At 67.5% G+C, this 19,179-nt stretch carries 12 protein-coding genes; 2 read left to right on the top strand and 10 right to left on the bottom strand.

Annotated elements, in window-relative coordinates:
- Position 1 precedes the first annotated feature (1 nt).
- Together DSM104440_RS05825 and DSM104440_RS05820 are read left to right on the top strand one after the other, a co-directional pair.
- Entirely contained in the window at positions 2–679 is a 678-nt protein-coding gene (locus tag DSM104440_RS05825; protein ID WP_171161110.1) for a MarC family protein, read from the top strand.
- Between the two features lie 10 nt (positions 680–689).
- On the top strand, positions 690–1,121 hold the full coding sequence (locus tag DSM104440_RS05820; RefSeq protein ID WP_171161109.1) for a hypothetical protein: 432 nt from the start codon (positions 690–692) through the stop codon (positions 1,119–1,121).
- Between the two features lie 91 nt (positions 1,122–1,212).
- Here the strand turns inward: DSM104440_RS05820 and DSM104440_RS05815 are convergent, their stop codons facing one another.
- The 10 genes from DSM104440_RS05815 to DSM104440_RS05770 form a co-directional block, all read right to left on the bottom strand.
- Positions 1,213–3,525 carry an RCC1 domain-containing protein gene (locus DSM104440_RS05815; protein WP_171161108.1) on the bottom strand — a complete coding sequence of 771 codons (2,313 nt, stop codon included), beginning with the start codon at positions 3,523–3,525 and terminating at the stop codon, positions 1,213–1,215.
- A 2-nt stretch (positions 3,526–3,527) separates the two neighbouring features.
- A complete protein-coding gene (locus tag DSM104440_RS05810) occupies positions 3,528–5,519 on the bottom strand; it encodes a CHASE2 domain-containing protein (RefSeq protein ID WP_171161107.1) in 1,992 nt (663 codons plus the stop codon).
- Positions 5,516–8,806 (bottom strand): FecR domain-containing protein, encoded by a 3,291-nt coding sequence (locus tag DSM104440_RS05805; protein ID WP_171161106.1) that lies wholly within the window; start codon positions 8,804–8,806, stop codon positions 5,516–5,518. The genes DSM104440_RS05810 and DSM104440_RS05805 overlap by 4 nt, the downstream gene beginning before the upstream one ends.
- A 37-nt stretch (positions 8,807–8,843) precedes the next feature.
- Positions 8,844–10,514, bottom strand: coding sequence for a hypothetical protein (locus DSM104440_RS05800; RefSeq protein WP_171161105.1), 1,671 nt, complete (start codon positions 10,512–10,514; stop codon positions 8,844–8,846).
- Positions 10,515–10,570: 56 nt separating this feature from the next.
- A complete protein-coding gene (locus tag DSM104440_RS05795; RefSeq protein ID WP_171161104.1) occupies positions 10,571–13,957 on the bottom strand; it encodes an RCC1 domain-containing protein in 3,387 nt (1,128 codons plus the stop codon).
- 106 nt (positions 13,958–14,063) lie between these two features.
- Entirely contained in the window at positions 14,064–16,040 is a 1,977-nt protein-coding gene (locus tag DSM104440_RS05790) for a hypothetical protein (protein WP_171161103.1), read from the bottom strand.
- A gap of 114 nt (positions 16,041–16,154) precedes the next feature.
- Entirely contained in the window at positions 16,155–16,757 is a 603-nt protein-coding gene (locus DSM104440_RS05785) for an ATP-binding cassette domain-containing protein (protein ID WP_171161102.1), read from the bottom strand.
- Between the two features lie 2 nt (positions 16,758–16,759).
- Positions 16,760–17,464 (bottom strand): ABC transporter ATP-binding protein, encoded by a 705-nt coding sequence (locus tag DSM104440_RS05780; protein WP_171161101.1) that lies wholly within the window; start codon positions 17,462–17,464, stop codon positions 16,760–16,762.
- On the bottom strand, positions 17,461–18,207 hold the full coding sequence (locus DSM104440_RS05775) for an ABC transporter ATP-binding protein (RefSeq protein WP_171161100.1): 747 nt from the start codon (positions 18,205–18,207) through the stop codon (positions 17,461–17,463). The genes DSM104440_RS05780 and DSM104440_RS05775 overlap by 4 nt, the downstream gene beginning before the upstream one ends.
- Positions 18,204–19,175 carry a branched-chain amino acid ABC transporter permease gene (locus tag DSM104440_RS05770; protein ID WP_212758226.1) on the bottom strand — a complete coding sequence of 324 codons (972 nt, stop codon included), beginning with the start codon at positions 19,173–19,175 and terminating at the stop codon, positions 18,204–18,206. Before DSM104440_RS05770 ends, DSM104440_RS05775 begins: the two co-directional genes overlap by 4 nt.
- Between the last annotated feature and the right edge of the window lie 4 nt (positions 19,176–19,179).

The following is a 19,179-nucleotide window of genomic DNA, read 5'->3' as shown; positions in this document are numbered from 1 at the left end:
CATGGAGTTCGACTTCGCCCTGGTCCTCAAGACGGCGTTGCTCGCGATCGGCGCGCTGCTGCCGATCACCAATCCTCCCGGCGCCGCACCCGTGTTCATGCGCTTCACGAGCGGGCTCGAAGAACCGCTGCGCGTGGCGATGGCCCGCAGCGTCGCGATGAATTGTTTCTTCCTGCTGGTCGCTTCCGCGTTCGTCGGCGTCTACGTGCTCGCATACTTCGGGATCTCGCTCTCGGTCGTGCGCGTGGGCGGCGGGCTGCTCGTGGCCGCCACCGCGTGGCGCATGCTCACCGCGGACGAAGGCAGCGACGACGCGCAGAAGCCCGCTCCGCGCAGGGTTTCCCCCGAAAAAATCCGGGGGCATGCGTTCTATCCCCTCGCCTTCCCGCTCATCGTCGGTCCGGGCTCGATCGCGACCGCGATCACGATCGGCACGACGCTCCCGCGCCACGACGTCGCCGCGATCTGGGCGGGCATCGGCCTGGTCCTCGGCCTCGCGGGCGTCGCGCTCGCGATCTACCTCGCCAACCGCTATGCGCCGCGCCTCATGCGATTGCTCGGCGATACCGGAACGGCGGTCTTCCTCCAGCTCATGGCGTTCATCCTGTTGTGCATCGGCGTGCAGATCGTCTGGGATGGCGTGAGCGAGCTCCTGAAACCCTGGCGTCCAGGCCACTGAAAGAAAACAAATGAAGACAACCGTTCCCGCGTTTGCCCTCTTCCTCCTCGCGTTCAATGCGTTCGCGCAGGGAGATCCGAAGCGAAGCGACGATTACAACGAAGGCTATCGGCGCGGATTCAAGGACGGGTTTCGGGAGGGATCCCTGGAGGCCGACAAGCGCGGCGCGGTCGCCGCGCCCGCACCCATCAAGGCGACCGGCCCGATCACGATCACCAGCGCCTACTACGGGACGAGCTCGAAGAACTGCAACGCCGCCCATTGGCTCGGGAAGCGCGTGAACGGCAAGCGCAGCGCTTCCGTGCAAGTGGAGAACAGCATCTGCGGCGATCCGGCGCCGGGTGCGAGGAAGAGCCTCGAGGTCACCTACATCTGCGGCGCGCTGGTGAAGACCGAGTCGGCCTTCGAGCACCGCACGGCGAGCTTCGACTGCACCTACTGAAAAAAAGGGGTCAGGTTAGTTTTCCAATCTGTCCCCTTTTCCGCACAGGAAAAGGGGACAGATTGGAAAACTAACCTGACCCCTTTTTTCCTCAGAACGCGTAGCGAGTCAGCGGAATCGTCCGCCCGCCGGGGAGCGTCATGGTCGCGGTCGTGGGACTCGTGAACTGGATGGTCGCCGGGCCGACGTTCGGATTGGTCACCGCCGCATTCGTGAACTCGAGCCATGTTCCGCTGTAGCGCAATGGATCGGGCGTGGCCGATACGGTGATGTACCAGATCGGTTGCCCGGCCTCGTTGTACATGTAGCCCGCCATCGTGGCCGAGCCGTTCTGCCACTCGATGAAGAAGCCGCGGCCGGACTCGGCGGCATTCCACCACCAACCGGATTCGGGCACGTCGGCCTGCGACGGCGACGTGAGGCCGCCGGGCACGATGTTGAAGCGCTCGATGGGCGTCGTCGTGCCGCTGGGCCACGTGATGACGCCGCGCGTCGCGCTGGAGAACGCGAGCGTGATCGCGCCAGGTGACGACGAGGTGATCGGCTTGTACGCGCCGGTGAGCGTCTGGCCGCCGGAGGCCGCGATCAGCGGACCCTGGTAGACCGCGCCTTCGAACTGCGTCGGGCCGCCGAACACGAACCACGACGAGCGTCCGCTGGTGTCGTAGAGATACGACGCGCCCCAGAGACGGTCGCCCGACATCTCGAGCGAATAGCCGCGGCCCGGTTCCGCCGGATTCCACCACCAGCCGGTCTGCGGCGGCACTGGCCCGCACTCGGTCGTGCCCGGCCCGTTGTACGCGCTGCGGCTGGTGCCGTTGGCCGCCATCTCCGTTCCGGTCGAGCCGTAGCCCACGAAGACCGTGGTGCCCGTCACAGCGGCGGCCGACACGGCGTTGAGCATGTTCACGGTCGCGCCTGACGCGGAGAGCACGGCATTCGTATACGCCTGCATCGCCGAAGCACTCGTCTCCACGAGCTGGCCCGAGGAATTGAGCTGCGCCATCACGCACGGCGGATCGTCCTTGAGGACAGGACCTGACGACTTGATCACGCGGCCGCGCGGTGCCCACGCGAAGACGTAGAGATTCGCGGTGCGGCCGACGTCCTGGGCGCGGAAGCGAATCTGCGCGGACGCCGTGACCGCGGCACCCGATACAGAAGCGGACGTATTCACCGGGAACACCGGTTTCAGATTGTCGGGAACGAGCTGCGCGTTTTCGGGCGTGAGATCGAGGAAGCCCACGCCATCGGAATCGGTGACGAGCCGCGCGAAGAGCCGCTCGACGAACGTGCCGTCTCCCACGCCGCCATCGCCGTTGCGGCCCCACGCGATCGCGGTGCCATCGACGGCGATCGCGCCGGAGTTGCCCCAGCCCGCGGCCACGCTCGCGACGCGCGAGCCAAGGCCCGGCACCACGCGCGCCACGGCGCGGTCGACGAGATTGCCGTCGCCCAGCATGCCGCGCGGCCCGAAGATGTTGCTGCCCCAGCACGCCGCCGCACCCGCCGAGAGCGCGGCGCATGTGTGATATGCGCCCGACGCGACCATCGCGACTCCGGATGTAAGTCCGAGAACGTCGACGGGTCCGGTCTTCGCGTCACCCACCGGTCCATTGCCGAGCTGGCCGCGATCGTTGAGCCCCCAGCACTTCAACCCGCCCGCCGGTGTTCGCGCGCAGCTGTGCTCCCAGCCCATCGAGAGTTGCGTCGCGGTGATGCCGACATTGCGGGGAACGTCCGTCGGCGGCGTGACGGTCGGCGTGCCCAGCTGCCGCGCCCAGTTCTCGCCCCAGCACCACACCGTGCTGTCGGTCTTGATCGCGCAGGTGTGATGCCCGCCGAGCGAGACCGCTCGCGTGCCGGTTCCGAAAGTCGTGACGTCGACGGGTGTCAGGCGCTGCGGGGTGGTCGAGAACGAGCTGTCGCCCATGCCGAGCTGGCCGTGGGTATTGCCGCCCCAGCAACGCAGGCCACCGAGCGCGGTGATCGCGCACGTGTGATAACCGCCGGCGGCAATCGCAACGACACCGCTCGAGAGTCCGGAGACATTCACCGGCGTCGTGCGTTGCGTGGTGGTGCCGTCGCCAAGCTGCCCCGAGGCGTTGTCGCCCCAGCAGCGCACCGCGCCCGCGGTGGTGAGCGCGCAGCTGTGCTGGTAGCCCATCGCCACCGCGGCGACACCGGTCGCGAGCCCCGGCACATCGCGCGGCGTGCTGCGCCTTTGGGCAGACGAACCATCGCCGAGCTGTCCGTAGGCGTTGTCGCCCCAGCACTTGAGGTTGCCTTGCGAATTGACGGCGCACGAATGGAAGCCACCGAAGCCGAGCTGCGCTGCGGGGGTTGCCTGGCCGAACGCGCCGAAGGCCACAAAGAGAAGCGAGAGTACGAGGGTGCGGTTCATGGCTACATCTTATCGAGGGATTCGGAGGAGTCCCAGCCATCGGCTGGGGGATCGGTTCGAAAGGCGGCAATCATGTCGAGGTAGTGGCGCGCCACGCCGTCGCCCTCGCGCAACGCGAGGATCGCGCGCCATTGCGCTTCGGCGCCGTCCCAGTCGCGCGCGCGATACAGGAGGAACGCGGCATCGGTGAGCTCGCGGATCTTCGCGTCGTCGTCGAACGTGAAGATGTCCACGGGTTCGCTCTTGCCCTTCACGACCACGCGGCCCACCTGCCGCAAGGGTGCGCCGGGCTCCTGCGCGCGGGCGGTCTCGCCGCTCATCAGGATGCCGGTGCCGAAGAGCTTGTTGACACCCTCGAGGCGCGAGGAAAGATTCACGCCGTCGCCCAGCGCCGTGTAGTTGAAGCGGTCTGCCGCACCCAGGTTGCCGACCACGGCGACGCAGGTGTTGAGACCGATGCGCATGTGGATCTCCGGCAACCCGCGTGCGACGAGATCCGCGCGCATCGCCGCGATGTCGGCCTGCATCTCGCGCGCCGCCTGCCCCGCGCGCGCGGCGTGGTTGGCCACGTCGAGCGGTGCATTCCAGATCGCCATCACCGCATCGCCGATGAACTGCGTCACCGTGCCGCCGTTGCGCTTGGCGATCGCCGAGGCGCGGGTGAAATGCTCGGTGATGAGCTCGGTCACCTGCACCGCGCCGAGCGCTTCCGAAAGCGTCGTGAAGCCCTTGAGGTCGGTGAACAGCACGGTGACCTCGCGCCGCTCGCCGCCGAGCTTCAGCTTCTCGGGATTGGCGAGCATCTGGTCGACCACGTCGGGCGACACATAGAGCGAGAACGCGCGCCGCACTTCGTTCTTGCGATGCTGCTCGGTGAAGAATCCGAGGCCACCGAGCGCGACATACATCGTGGTGATGGCCGCCATCGAACCGAGTACCGGCAGCCAGGTGAGCTGCTTCGCGAAAAGCACCCACGCGAGCGCAGCGACCAGCCCGATGAGACCCAGCGCGATCGCGAGGCTCAGCAGCGGCCGCCACCGCGCCATCAGCACGGCGCACAACACAACGACGAGCGCCAGCAATGCAGTCGGGGCCCACGCCGGCGCGGGCTTGATCGGATCGTTGCGCAGAACCGTCTCGAGGATATTCGCGTGGAGCTCGACGCCCGGCGTGAGCAGTCCCGTTCGCTCGGCGAAAGGTGTCGCGAACATATCGGCCTGCGTGAAACCCGCGTCGATCGACGCCTTCAGGTCGCGCCCGACGATCACGATCTGGTCGGCAAACGCGTTGGCCGGCAGCATCTTGTCGGCCTCGAGCGCCTGGTAGTACGAAACGTAGGGGAACGTCCGGTATGGGCCGGCATAGCGAATGTACGAACCCGGCGGGGGATTGGGCTCGGCGAGCATCCCCGGCTGCAGCTTGTTCACCTTGCGGATGACCTCGCGCCAGAGGACGTCGTCGCCATCGGGCAGGCGGCGCACGACCTGGTCCCCGGACTCCGGCTGCACGGTCGCGAGCCCGTTCGCCGCACCGGCCTTGCGAAACGCTTCCAGCGGATCGACGCGCGACCACAGCTTCGCATACGCCGTCTCCTGGTAGACCTTGTCGGACACGAGCACGACCCCGCCATGGCGTGCGATCGCGGCCGCGAGCGCCTGGTCTTCGGCCTCGACCGATGCTTCGGAGAGGAGCACGTCGAAGACCACGACCATCGCCCCGCCCCTGGCGAGCTGGTCGAGCAGCTTCGCGTGCAGCCCCCGCGGCCAGGGCCACTGCCGGCCGATCTCCGCGAACGAGTTTTCGTCGATGCCGACCAGGGTGACCGGGAACTTCGAAGCCATCGGCGCGGTTTCCACCGAGAGCACGTCGAAGCCCTTGAACTCGAGGCGCTGCCAGTAGTCGGTATGCGCGAGGAGTGCGAAGAGTGCGAAGACCATGAGCCCGACCGCGGCGACGTAGCGCGCGAGGAGCCCCGAGGGGCGCCTGGCCGTCAAAACCGGTAGCTCACGACGGCGCTGAACACGTCGGAATCCTCCTTGCGGAAGAGATTGCCACCAAACACCTCGAGCGCCCAGCGCTTGTCCGCGCTCTCGGTGAACAGCGTCACCTGCGCGTCCCACCCGTGGGGCAGCACGACGAGGTTCGCTTCATCGGCGTAGCGCTTGCTCCGGTTCGACGCGATCGTGGTCACGAACACGCGCGGCGCGATGGTCCAGGTGAAACCGAGGTTCACGTAGTGGCGCGGGACGTAGGGGATCTCCTTGCCCGAGAACAACGGCAGCGAGTTCGTGTTCTTCGAATCGCTGAAGGTGTAGTGGGCGCGCACCGCGAACGCCGGCGACACGATCGATTCGAGGCCGACGTGCGCCTTGCGCACACGGCCTTCGCTGTAGATCGGGATTTGCTCGAGACGATCGGGCGTGGCGGGCGGCGTGATCACGCGATTGCGCAGGCGGTCGAGGTTCGTGGTGTCGCCGCTCGTGTTGAGCGGGCCGTCGAGCGGCGAGACGAGGTTCTCCACGCGGCTCTCGCCCACGTCGGCAACGACGAAGAGGTCGCGCCGCACGTTCCACTGCCACGCGGCGTTGCACTGCTTCAACTCGCCGCCGCCGAGCACGAGCTGGTCGTCGAGCGGAATGCCGGCGATCGCGATGGGCATCAGCGTGTCGAGACCGATCGGCCGCAGCCACTGGCGGCAGGCGGCGCGAAGCAGCGACGCTTCGCCGGTGCGATACGTGCCGCCCAGCGCCGGATCCCATCCGCGGCGGTTGTAGTTCTCGGTCGCGGTGATGATGCCGCCCGGGAGTGTGGCGAGGATGTCGCGGTCCTTCGTGTGCTCGCGCCATGCGAGACCCACCTCGGCCGTCGCGCGCTCGCCCTTCCAGCGCGCGTGCGCGTAGACGATGTCGGTGCGGTCGCGGTCTTCCTGGTCGAGCGCTTCCTGGTTCACGGGATTGGCCGGCAGGTGCAGGCCTTCGTCGCGCACGAGATGCCGTGGATCTTTCTTGCGCGAGGTTTCCGCACCGGCGGTGAGCTCCCAGCCCTTCCACGCCACGGTCGTCGTGCGCAGTGCCACGTCGCTGGTCGTCGGCTCCTGCTGGAAGTGCTGGTCCTGCTTGAGGGTCGCGACGTTGAAGAGCTCGAGCGACAGCACGGTGTCGAGCTTCGAATCCTCGCGGCTGCCGCCGGCCTTGAGCCACCAGCTCGTATCGGCGGTGGGTGCGTAGCGCAGTCCCGCATCGAGCCGCGAGATGTCGCCGACGATCGTCTGGTTCTCGCGCGTGACGCCGGCGGTGCCGAAGTTCGAGATGCTCCCGAGGTCCACGTCCGCGGACAGGCGATTGAAGTACAGGAACGCGGAGAGCTCGTGCGTCGGGCGGAAGCCGAAGGCCGCCGTGATCGTGCGCGCGGAGCCATCGAAGATCGCGTTGCCCGAATCGACGCGCGTCTCGATGCCTTCGATGAAGTACGACATCGGCCGCGGCGAGGCGATGTAGCCGTTCAACGTGATCACCGGTTCGATCACGCTGAAGTCGTCGCTGTGGCCGTAGCGAATCGAGGCCGTCGCGTGATGGCCGGGCGCGGCGAACAGGGTCTGGAAGCGGTTCGAGGCGCCGAACACGAGCGGGTCGGTGACGAAGCCCTGGATCAGCTCGGAGCGCTTGTTGAACTCGCCCGGATAGCGATCGGCGAGAAAGAGATGGCTCCCGCCCCAGAACGGCATGTACGAATCCTGCGCGAGGCTGCGCGACCACGACTCGAGGCCGAGCGAGGCGAGCGCGGTGCCGACGTTCGCGATGCCCTTCTGGTTGTCGGCGATCTGGTTCGCCGACTTGAGGTTGGGCATGCGCACCAGCGCTTCCCTCGCCTGCTCGGCGGCGAGCGCGTATTCGATGCGGTCGACATGGATGATGCTCGCGAGCAGGTACGGCATCGGATCGCGCGGATCGAGCTCGGCGGCACGGCGCAGCGCTTCGAGCGCGGCATCGACGCGCTCCTGCGCGTACCACGTGGCCGCGATGTACAGGTGCGCGCGGGCGTAGCGCGGCTCGACGAGCGTGGCCTTCAGCAGCGCTTCATGCGCGGCCGGGATGTCGCCGGTCTTGAGGCCGAGAACGCCCAGGCCCGTCCAGGCGACGTAGTGATCGGGCTTCTCCGCGACGGCTTTCTGCAGCAGCTCCTTCGCGCGCGCGAAGTTGCCGGCAAAGGATTCGAGCGTGCCGAGCTCCGCCAGGTGCGACGGGCTCGACGGATCGAGTGCGAGCGCCTTCTCGAAGAGCACGCGCGCGCGACCGACGTTCTCGCGTTCGCCTTCGATGATGCCCGCGCCCTGGTAGCCGCGCGCGTCATTGGCCGCCACTTCGATCGCACGCGCATACGCGCTCCCTGCAGCGCGCGCCTGGCCTTCGAGTCGCTCCGCGTCACCGAGTGCCAGCAGCGCTTCGACGCTGTTGGGCCCCTTCGCCACGGCCTCGCGGGCAATGGCGATCGCGCGCTCCGGTTCGTCTTCGAACGAAGCGAGCCGCGACAACGCCGCCGGAAAGCGCGCGTCGTCGGGATACTGCCGCGCGCCGTCTTCGAGCACCTTGCGGGCCGAAGCGGTATCGCCATTGAAGAGGTGCTCGTCGGCCTTCACCAGCAGCGGCGAACCCGGTCCGGTGTAGCGATTCGGATCGACCGTGATCGACGACACCCACTGGATGCGCTTGCGCGATGTATTGAGCAGCAGCTTGACCGGCGCCTTGCCCTTCTCGGCGAGCGCCTGTTCGTTGCGCGCGACCAGCACGCGGCCATGCTCGTTGTAGAACTCCACTTCACCGCTGAACACGGAAAGCGTTGCGCGGCCTTCCGCATCGACCGCCATTTCCCAATCGGTGCCGCGGATCGCCGCGAGCGCCGAGGGCGTTTCCATGATCAGGCCCTTGGGAGCGGTCTTCGACTGCACCCAGCTGCGGCCCGAGTTGAGGTTGATCGTGGTCGCGGCGTCCTTCGTGCCCGCCGTCTCCTTGATCTGCAGCGTGCTGTTGGGCGCGAGCCGCAACTGCGTGCGATCGGGGAAGAGGATGCCCATGCGGCTGCCGTCGCCGGTGCGCACGTAGTTGGTCGCGAACAGCGACTGCTTCACCGCCGCGGGCTTCCACGCGAGCTGCGAGACCTCGCGGAACTCGCCCTTGCCATCGAGGCTCGCGATCTCGGCCGCGGCCGGCGCCGCCGCCTTCGGCTGGGCGGCTCCGTGGAACGGCATCGCCGCCAGGGCGATGGCGGCGAGGAGGCGAAGCATGCGCGCGGGACGGGTTGTCTTCATGAGGGCCATTGTCCTAGAAGCGGAAGCGCGTGAGCGGGATCTGCCGCCCGCCGGGAAGCGTCATCGTCGCGGCGGTCGCGCTCGTGAACTGGATCGTCGCGGCACCCACGTTGTCGTTCGTGCGCGTCGCCGCGCGATACGGCCCCGATTGCGTCATGCCGTTGGCGAATTGCCACCACGCGCCGTTCATGGCGAGCGGGTTCGGGGTACTGATCACGGTGATGTACCAGATGGGATTGCCCGCATCGTCGTACATGTAGCCCGCGATATCGGCGGTACCGCCCTGCCACTCGATGAAGAAGCCGCGGCCGTTCTCCGCCGCACTCCACCACCAGCCGTTCTCCGGCTGGTTCGCCAGCGGTGCGGTCGTGAGGCCGTTGGCCACGATGTTGAAGCGCTCGATGCCCACGGTTCCGCCCGGCCAGATCATCGTGCCGGTGCTCGCTGTGTTGAACGCGAGCGTGACGTTGCCCGCCGTGGCGCAACTGTTCGCGCGATACGCGCCGGCGAGCGTCACGCCACCCGAACAGGTGTAGAGCGGCGCGGTGAACAGCGCGCCCTCGAGCGTCGTCGGACCCGACGCAACCTGCCAGGTCGCGCGGCCCGATGCGTCGTAGAAATACGCCGCCATGAAGATGTTCCGGCCCTGGCGCTCGATCGAGTAGCCGCGCCCGCCCTCGGCCGTGTTCCACCACCATCCGGTCTGCGGCGCTTCGGGTCGGCATTCGACCGCGCCGGGGACCGTGACCGCGGCGCGGTTGATGCCGTCGTTGATCATGCCGCCCGAGCTCGTTCCGTAGCCGACGAACATCGTCGCGCCTGAGACGCCGGGTGTGGCGACGTTGTTCAGGATCGCGACCGACTGGCCGGACGCCGAGAGAACGCCGCTGCTGTACGCGATGAGCGATGAAGCCGACGCCGCCGTCAGCTGCCCCGCCTGGTTGAGTTGCGCGAGCACGCAGGGCACCGCGTCGGTCTTGAATCCGTCGGCGCGCTTGGCGGTACCGACCTTCAACGTGGTCGCCGTGACCCCTTGCACGCGCGTGGCCGGCGCGAGGGCGAAGACGTACACGTTCGAGGAGGTTCCGACGTCCTGCGGCCGGAACTGGATCGCGGCCTGCGCGGTCGCGCTCACCGCGTCGATCTGGCTGGTCACCGTCATCGGAAACGGCGGGTCCGCCTCGAGCGTGAAGCCGCCCGTGATCGTGTAGTTCACGCCCTCGTGGGACTCCGGCGCGGTGAAGCTGATCGACGCCGTCGTTCCGTTCCACGTGCCCGTGAAGGGCTCGCTCCAGCTATTGGAGGGATTCCAGGTCGCCCCACAGGTTCCGTTGGGGTTGTGGATGAGGTTGAAATCGGGCTCGGTATGCTGGAACTGGCCCGAGATCGGGCCGGGCTGCGAGAGGTCGAGCCCGATGAGGGCCATCGTGCCGTTGAGCGTGATCGAATTCGAGCACCCCTCGGGATGCTCGGTGATCCGCAGGTTGCCCGTGCATGCGCCGCTCACGCCACTGGCGAAGCTGCAGTCGAACTCGGCGTCGAAGCCGGAGCCGTCGTTGAACTTGGCGCCGATCTTCCCCTTGATGCTCGCCGCCTCCGCCGATTGCACGAGCGCCGCCACGCCCAGCACGAGCATGGCCGCCAGGGAGGTGAAGCGTGATGACCAGGATGTGTGCGCGCGCATGACTCGGTCCTTTCTGGAATCCGGACTCTTCCTGCAAACCGTTCTCACGCGCAGGCTCAGAAACGGAAGCGCGTGAGCGGCACCTGCCGGCCGCCGGGCATCGTCATCGTGGCGGTCGTCGTATCGTGGAACTGGATGGTCGTCGGCCCGACGTTGCCGTTCACCTGCGTCGGCGCCTTGTACGGGCCGCCCTGCGTCTGTCCGTTGGCGTACTGCCACCAGGTGCTGTTGAGCGCGAGCGCGGTCGGCGTCGGCGCGACCGTGATGTACCAGATGGGATTGCCGGCATCGTCGTACATGTAGCCCGCGATGTTGGCCGACCCGTTCTGCCATTCGATGAAGAAGCCGCGGCCGTTCTCGGCCGCACTCCACCACCAGCCGCTCTCCGGAACGCCGGCCTGCGGCGCGGCGGCGAGGCCCCCGGGCACGATGTCGAAGCGCTCGATCGCGACGTTGCCACCCGGCCAGACCATCGTTCCCGTCGAGGCGCTCGTGAACCCGAGCGTCACCGAACCGTTGGCCGTGCAGTTGTTGGTCTTGTACGCGCCCGCGAGCGTCACGCCGCCGGTGCAGCGATACAGGGGCGCGGTGAAGAGCGAACCATCGATCGACGAAGGACCGGAGGCAACCAGCCACGTCGCGCGGCCGTCGGCTTCGTAGAAGTACGCCGCCATGAAGAGGTTGTTGCCCTGCTGCTCGATCGAGTAGCCCCGGCCGCCCTCCGCCGTGTTCCACCACCAGCCCGTTTGCGGCGGCTGCGGCTTGCACTCGACGCTGCCCGGAACCGAGACCACGCTGCGGTTCGTGCCGCTGTTGAGCATCGCGGCGGCGTTCGTGCCGTAGCCGACGTAGACCGTCGAGCCCGTCAGTTGCGCCGTGCTGGCACTGTTGAGCACCGCGACCGTCTGGCCCTGCGCGGTGAGCGTCCCCGAGAGCAGGGCCGCGAGGCTCGAGGCACTGACCTGCTGCAACTGGCCGTTCGAATTCAATTGCGCGAGCACGCACGGCACGGGATCCGCCTTGCCGTCGCGGCGCTTCGCGTAGCCCACGACTTTCATCGAGCTCGTGGCACCGAGCACCGATGCTTGCGGCGCAACGACGAAAACGAAGTAGCTCGCGTTGGTGCCGACGTCGGAGGCGCGCGCGCGAACGTTCGCATCGAGCGTGGCACCCCCGCGCGACGTCACCAGCAGGAACACCGGAACCTTATCGCCCGGAATGCTCGTGGCCACCGCCGGGTCGAGATCGAGGAACCAGTTGTTCGCTTCGATCGAACCCGCGCCGCCTTCGCGCAGGACGACCACCGGCGAGAGCCGCGTGGCGACCGTGCCGTCGCCGACGCGTCCATCCGGACTGAAACCCCATGCGTACACGGCGCCGTCGGTCGTGCGCGCCAGGCCGTGGACACTGCCGCCGGTGACTTCGGCCACGCCACGCACGCCGGTGACTTGCACCGGACGCACTTGCTCGAAGCCTTCGCCGTCGCCGAGCTGCCCGGTGTAGTTCGCGCCCCACGCCCACACGGTGCCGTCCTGGCGAATCGCGAACGACGAAGAGCTGCCCGCCGCGATGGAAACGACGCCCGTCAGTCCCGGGACTTGCACCGGCACCAGCCGGTCGGTGTTGGTGCCATCTCCGAGCTGGCCCGAGTAGTTGCTGCCCCACGCCCACACGGTGCCGTCGGTGCGCAACGCGAGCGAGTGCGCGCCGCCCGCGGCGATCCGGGTCACGCTGGTCAGTCCGTTCACGAATCCGGGCGACGAGCGATTCGCGGTGTTGCCGCTGCCCAGTTGTCCCGAATCGTTGGCGCCCCACGACTGCACGCCGCCGTTGGACTCGAGCACGAGCGTGTGCGAGTCGCCCGCGGCGAGCGCGCTGATGCCCGAGAGTGCGGCGATTCGTTTGGGTTCGTTCTGCTGCTCCTCGTCGCCGTGGCCCAGCAGGCCTTGCCACGCATAGCCCCAGGACCAAACGGTGCCGTCGGTCTTGAGCGCGAACGAGTTGAAGAAGCCGGCGGCAACGTCGCGCACACCCGTGAGCACGCGCACCGCGCCCGCCGTGGAACGCGAGTTCTGCGTGCCGTCGCCGAGCTGCGCCTGCGAATTGCTGCCCCAGGCGATGACGGTGCCATCCGCCTTCACGGCCAGCGTGTGCAATCCGCCCGCCGCGATCTTTTCGATGCCGGTTGCGCCGGGAACGAGCGCGGGCGTCGTGCGCAGCGGCTTGGCGCCGTCGCCCAGCTCGCCGAAATCGTTGGCGCCCCACGCGCGCACCGTGCCGTCCGCAGGGACCGCGAAGCCGTGGCCCCCGCCCGCCGACATCGCGACGATCGCGGGAATGCTGATCACTCGCACCGGCGTGCCGCGATTCTCGGACGTGCCGTCGCCGATCTGGCCGCTGGCATTGCTGCCCCACGCCCACAGCGCGCCGTCGCTCGTGCGCGCAAGCGAGAAGAACGCGGCGGCGGAAATGTCGGTGACGTTCGCGAGGCCACTGACCTTGACCGGCGTGATCGAAGGCGTGAAGCGGCCATCGCCGAGCTCGCCCGAGTAACCCATGCCCCATGCCCACACGGTGCCGTCGCGCGCGCGAACCAACGAGTGATAGATGCCACCGGATGCCGCGGCCGCGTCGGTGATGCCGGGAACGACGGTCGGCACCGCGCGGAATTGCGAAGACTCGTTGTGGCCGAGCTGGCCGCCGTAGTTGTAGCCCCACGTGAGCACCGCGCCCGCGGCCGTGACGGCCATGCTGTGCTGCGTGCCGGCGCTGATGTCGACGATGCCGGTGAGTCCGGGCACGGCCGCGGGTGTCGCGCGAGCGTCGCTCGGGGTCCCGGTGCCCAGTTGCCCGAGATCGTTGCGCCCCCACGTCCACACGGTCCCGTCGTTCTTGAGGACCAGCACGTGATCGCCTGTCGATGAAATCTTCGCCACGTCACTGATGCCGTTCACGCGCACGGGCACGTCGGCCTGGATCGCGTCGCTGCCCAGTTGGCCCTGCCAGTTCACGCCCCAGGCCCATACGGTGCCATCGGATTTCAGCGCGATGGAATGATTCGTGGCCGCGGCGATCGCGATCACGCCCGTGAGACCCGAAACCGGCGCGGGCGTCGAGCGATTGGTGTTCGTGCCGTCGCCGAGCTGTCCCTGGCTGTTGCGGCCCCAGGAACGCACGGTGCCGTCGTTCATCAACGCGAGGACGTGGTTCGCGCCCGCGGAAATCTTCGCGACACCGGTGATTCCACTGACCGTCACGGCGGAGGCGGTGAGCAGCGTGCGGCCCTGGCCGAGCTGCCCGGATGAATCGTCACCCCATGCGCGCACGGTTCCCCCGGCATCGAGCGCCAGGCTGTGGAAGGCGCCGGCGCGCACGGCGGGCGTCGCGCCAAAGGCGGGCATGGCGCTCAGTGCGAGCGCTAGGAAGAGGATGGGAGTGCGCATGGGAGGACCCATTGTCGCAGGTCGGCGTGACTGGCCTCAACAGGCGTGGTTCCCACGCCTGACCTCACGCATTCACGCCCGAAATGCCGAATATTCGACGGCGACCCTAGAAACGGAAGCGCGTGAGCGCGATCTGCCGCCCGCCCGGCAGCGTCATCGTGGCAGTGGTGGCACTCTGGAACGAGATCGTCGCCGCACCCACGTTGTCGTTGGTGCGCGTCGCCGCGCGATAGGGACCCGCCTGGGTCATGCCATTGGCGAATTGCCACCAGGCACCATTCATGGCGAGCGGGTTGGGCGTAGCGATCACGGTGATGTACCAGATCGGATTGCCCACGTCGTCGTACATGTAGCCCGCGATGTCCGCGGTGCCGCCCTGCCATTCGATGAAGTACCCGCGGCCGTTCTCCGCCGTGCTCCACCACCAGCCGTTCTCGGGCTGGTTCGCGAGCGGGGCGACGTTCAGCCCGTTGTCGACGATGTTGAAGCGCTCGATGCCGACCGTGCCACCGGGCCAGATCATCGCGCCGCGGCTCGCGTTGTTGAAGGAGAGCGTCACGTTGCCGGCGGTGGCGCAGCTGTTGGGGCGATACGCGCCCGCGAGCGTGACCCCACCCGTGCACGAATAGAGCGGCGCGGTGAAGTACGCGCCGTCGAACGACGTCGGCCCCGAAGCCACCTGCCACGTCGCGCGACCCGTGGCGTCGTAGAAGTACGCGGCCATGAAGATGTTGCGGCCCTGCTTTTCGATCGAATAGCCGCGTCCACCTTCGACGGTGTTCCACCACCAGCCGGTTTGCGGACCCTCGGGGCGGCACTCGACCGTGCCGGGCACCGTGACCACGCTGCGGTTGATGCCGTCGTTGATCATGCCCGTCGAGGTCTGGCCGTAGCCGAGGTAAACCGTGGCGCCGGCGACGTTGGGCGTGCTCACGTTGTTGAGCACCTGCACCGTCTGCCCCGCCGCGGTGATCACGCCGGTGCTCAAGGCGGCCAGCGACGAAGCCGTAGCGGCGACGAGCTGTCCTGCCTGGTTGAGCTGCGCGAGCACGCAGGGCACCGCATCGGTCTTCAATCCGTCCGTGCGTTTCGTCTCGCCGATTTTCAGTGTGGTCGCGGTGACACCGAGCACGCGCGGCGCCGGGGCGAGTGCGAAGACATAGATGCTCCGCGTGGTGCCGGCGTCCTGGGGACGCGGCTGGAACGTCGCCGTCGCGTTGGCCGTGGTCGCGTTGATCGTGCTCGTGACCGCCATCGGGAAGACCGGGGCTGCCGAAGACTCCGCCTTGATCGCGACGTTCGTGTAGACCTCATAGCGCGCCGAGCTGTAGATGCCCGGCAGCGCGTTCGTGTTCAGGCCGACGATGGCCTGGAATCCGGCACCGACTTCGTATTCCTGGCCCGCGGTGTAGGTACCGGCCGGCACGGTCTTCGTGAGGAAGTTCGGCGAGGGCGTTGCATCGCGGCCCTGGACGATCAGGTTGATGTGGTCGCCGCCCATCACCATGACGCCATTGATGTTCGATGAGTACGCGTTGAATCCGCTGGTCGTGATGGTGAGCGGCTGGCTGGGATCGAACACGTACTTGCCGTTGGACCAGGCGCCTCCGGGACTCGAGAGCGTGAGCACCGGGGCATTGGGATACGCGTCTCCCGTCAACGGCAACGGAACCGTCGTCCCGTTGACGGTCATCGTGTAGGTGCCATTGGGAAACTTCGAGTTGAGGTCGGCCTGGTTGGGCGATCCCCAGTCGTTTCCGTTGGTGCCGGCGCGCCAGATCCCTTCGTCGGCCACGTAGACGAGCTTCCCCATGTTGTACCAGGAGCCCACCGCGCCGAAGTTGACGGGCCCGTTGAACGTGGGAACGGTAATTCCGGCGATGTTCTGGCCGATGACCTGGGCGTGGAAACCATAAGGCCCGCCGTAGTTGGGCCCTGGCGGTGTCGGATCGACGATGACGTTGGTCGCCGAGGTCTGTATGTGCTCGATGACCTTGCTGACCGTAACGTGGGAAATTTGCGCTGCAGACTCGCTCATGTACGCGAGGCAAAGCGCCAGGACCAGGCTAGTAAGTGTGCGCATGTATAGGCTCATTTTTGAGTCTCGAAGTGCACCCAGACTAGCACCCGGACATCGCACGCGAACAGTACCTGGAGCGGTAATACTCACGCCCAGCACCGGGAATATCTGCGGGCGTCAGACGGCGAGCTTGCCCAGGTAGGTCCTGAAGGCGTCGTGGGCGGCCAGCGCGGAGAGCGATTCGCCCTGCGCGAGCCGTCCCTTGTTCACGAAGACGAATCGCTCGCACACTTCGTTGAGCAGCTCGAGGTGGTAGGGCTCGTTCGGATGCAGGCACACGAACACGATGCGCCCCTCGCCCTTGAGCCGCCGGAAGAAATCGAGCATGAAGCCGATGTAGCCGTCCTGCGGATTGAATTGCGGCTCGTCGAAGAGATGGATCATCGGCCGCTGCGAGCTCGCGCGCTCCATCGTGAATTCGGGGCGCGTGCGGCGGAACGAGCGCACCTGGTAGCTCTGGTGGTAATGCATCGCGAGCTGCGCACGCTCGCTGTAGCGGACCTGGTGGATGTCCTGGCCCGCGACGGTCACGCGGCCCGAGGTCGGCTGGTTGTTGCCGGTGATCAACTCGAAGAGCGTGGTCTTGCCCGAGCCGTTCGGACCCATCACGCCGACGATGCAAGGCTTGTCGATGGCGAAGTCGGCCTCCAGCGTGAAGGTCGGTGTCTTGTCCCACCGGCCGCGGGTGTAGACCTTGGAGAGATTGTCGACGCGCAGCATCGTCAGGCTCCGAGAAGGCGCCGGCGAAGGCCGGCATCGTCACGCAGCTCGGCTGCGGGGCCGGCGTGAACGAGCACGCCGCGGTCGAGCACGTAGGCGCGGTCAGCGACTTCGAGCGCGGTCTGCACGTTCTGCTCGACGACCAGCACGCCGACACCTTCGTCCCTCAATCGGCGGATCACGCGCATCACGTCCTGCACGACCTTCGGTGCCAGGCCCTGGCTCGGTTCGTCGAGGAGCACGAGGCCCGGGGCGCCAAGGAGCACGCGCGAGATGGCCACCATCTGCATCTCGCCGCCCGAGAGGTTCTCGCACTCGCGATTCATCAGGTGCTCGACCGCCGAGAACACCTCGAAGCATTCCTTGAGCGACCAGCGGCGAAAGCGCGTGGCCTTCTCGGCGATCGCGAGGTTGCGTGCGACCGTCAGCGTGGGAAAGATGCGCCGGTCGTCGGGCACCCAGCCCACGCCTGAGCGCGCGATCTCGTGGGTGGCGTCTCGCGTGACGTCGCGGCCGTCGAAGCTCACGGTGCCGCGCTTGGGACGCGTGAGACCGAGGATGGAACGCAGCGTCGTGGTCTTGCCCGCGCCGTTCGCACCCAGGAGTGCCACGACTTCGCCGGCAGCCACCGCGAGCGACACGCCGAAGAGCGCCTGCGTCTCGCCATAAAAGGTATCGATGCCGGCGACGTCGAGGAGCGCGCTCATGCGAGCGCCCCGAGGTTCGAGCGCTGCACCCAGGGATTGCCCTTCAGCTCCGCGGGCGTGCCGCGCGCGATCACCTGCCCCCAGTGCACGACCGCGATGCGATCGGCCAATCCGAAAAGGAAACGCATGTCGTGCTCGATCAGCACCATCGTGACCTTGCCCTTGAGGCTCGCGACGAGTTGCGTGAGGCGTTCGACACCCTCCGCTCCGAGGCCGGATGTCGGTTCGTCGAGAAACAGGAGGCGCGGGTTCGAGGCCAGTGCGACGCCGATCTCCAGCGCGCGGCGATCCCCGTACGAGAGACTCTTCGCGCGCGTCGATTCCTTGCCGGCGAGTCCCACCGCCGCGAGCGTTTGCGCGGCGCGGTCGGTCGCTTCGCGCAGCACCGCGGCATCCTTGATGGCATTGAACGCGCGGGCACGCAGCTCGGGCGTCGCGATCATCGCGTTCTCGAGCGCGGTGTAGTCGTCGAACAGGTTCATCACCTGGAAGGAACGCGCGATGCCCAGCCGCGAGATCTCGCGCGGCTTGCGCCCCGTGATGTCCTGCCCCGCGAACGTGACGCGCCCGGCGTCCGGGCGATGGTGACCGGTGAGGACGTGAAAGCACGTCGTCTTGCCCGCGCCGTTCGGTCCCATGATTCCGTGGATCTCGCCCTCCTCCACGTCGAAGCTCACGTCCTGCAGCACGACGCGATCGCCGAAGCGCTTGGCGAGGCCCTGGGCGGAGAAGAGCGCCGTCATTTCGCGGTGCCTCTCCAGCTTTGCCACATGCCCGAGATACCCTCCGGCTTGAACAGCACCATCGCCATGAAGAGCAGGCCGTACCAGAGGAGCCACGTCTCGGTGTACGCGCCCAGCAGGTCGCGTGCGAGGATGAAGAACGCCGCGCCGATCACCGGCCCCCAGAAGCTCACGAGGCCGCCGCCGATCAGCACCATCATCACGACGTAGCCGGAGTTGTGCAGGCTCATCACGTTGGGATAGGCCGACTGCTGCGCCATCGCGAAGATGGCACCCGCGATGCCCGCGATCGCGCACGAGATCGTGAAGGCGCTCCATTTGTAGAGCCAGGTGTTGTGGCCCACGAAGGCCGCGCGCGTCTCGTTCTGCTTCACCGCGAGCAGCACGCGGCCGTACGGCGAATGGATCAGGCGATAAAGGAAGAGCGTGACGAAGACGAACGCGCCGAGCGTGAAGTAAAGAAGCGCCTCGTTCGAGGCGAGCGAGAATTGCGCGAAGCCCAGGTCGAGCGGCGGCCGCTTGATGTTGAGCAGCCCGTCCTCCCCGCCGGTGACGCTGTGCCACTTGATCGAGATGAACCAGAACACCTGGCCGAAGGCGATCGTGAGTAGCGCGTAGTAGATGCCGCGCCGATGCGAGATGAAGGCTGCGACGAGCGCTCCCGCGAGCGCCGCGGCGAGAATCGCGATTCCGAAGGCGCCCCAGAGGCCGGCGCCCAGCTTGAGCTGCGCGAGCCCGAAGGCATAGGCGCCCACGCCGAAGAACGCGCCATGCCCGAACGAGGGGAGCCCCGCCTGCCCGAGCAGGAGGTTGTAGCCCAGCGCGAAGATCATCCACACCATGATCTCGACCGCGAGATACGGGTAGAGCCCGACCTTGTTCACCCAGAGCGGGGCGCTCGCGAGGATCGCGAACGCGACGAGGTGCGCGGGCGTGACGAGCGGGGTGCGGGCCAGGGACGGATTCACGCGG

Source organism: Usitatibacter palustris, assembly GCF_013003985.1.
Classification (GTDB): domain Bacteria; phylum Pseudomonadota; class Gammaproteobacteria; order Burkholderiales; family Usitatibacteraceae; genus Usitatibacter; species Usitatibacter palustris.
The sequence above is the reverse complement of the archived record's forward strand: the minus strand, read 5'-3'. Positions and strand labels throughout refer to the sequence as shown.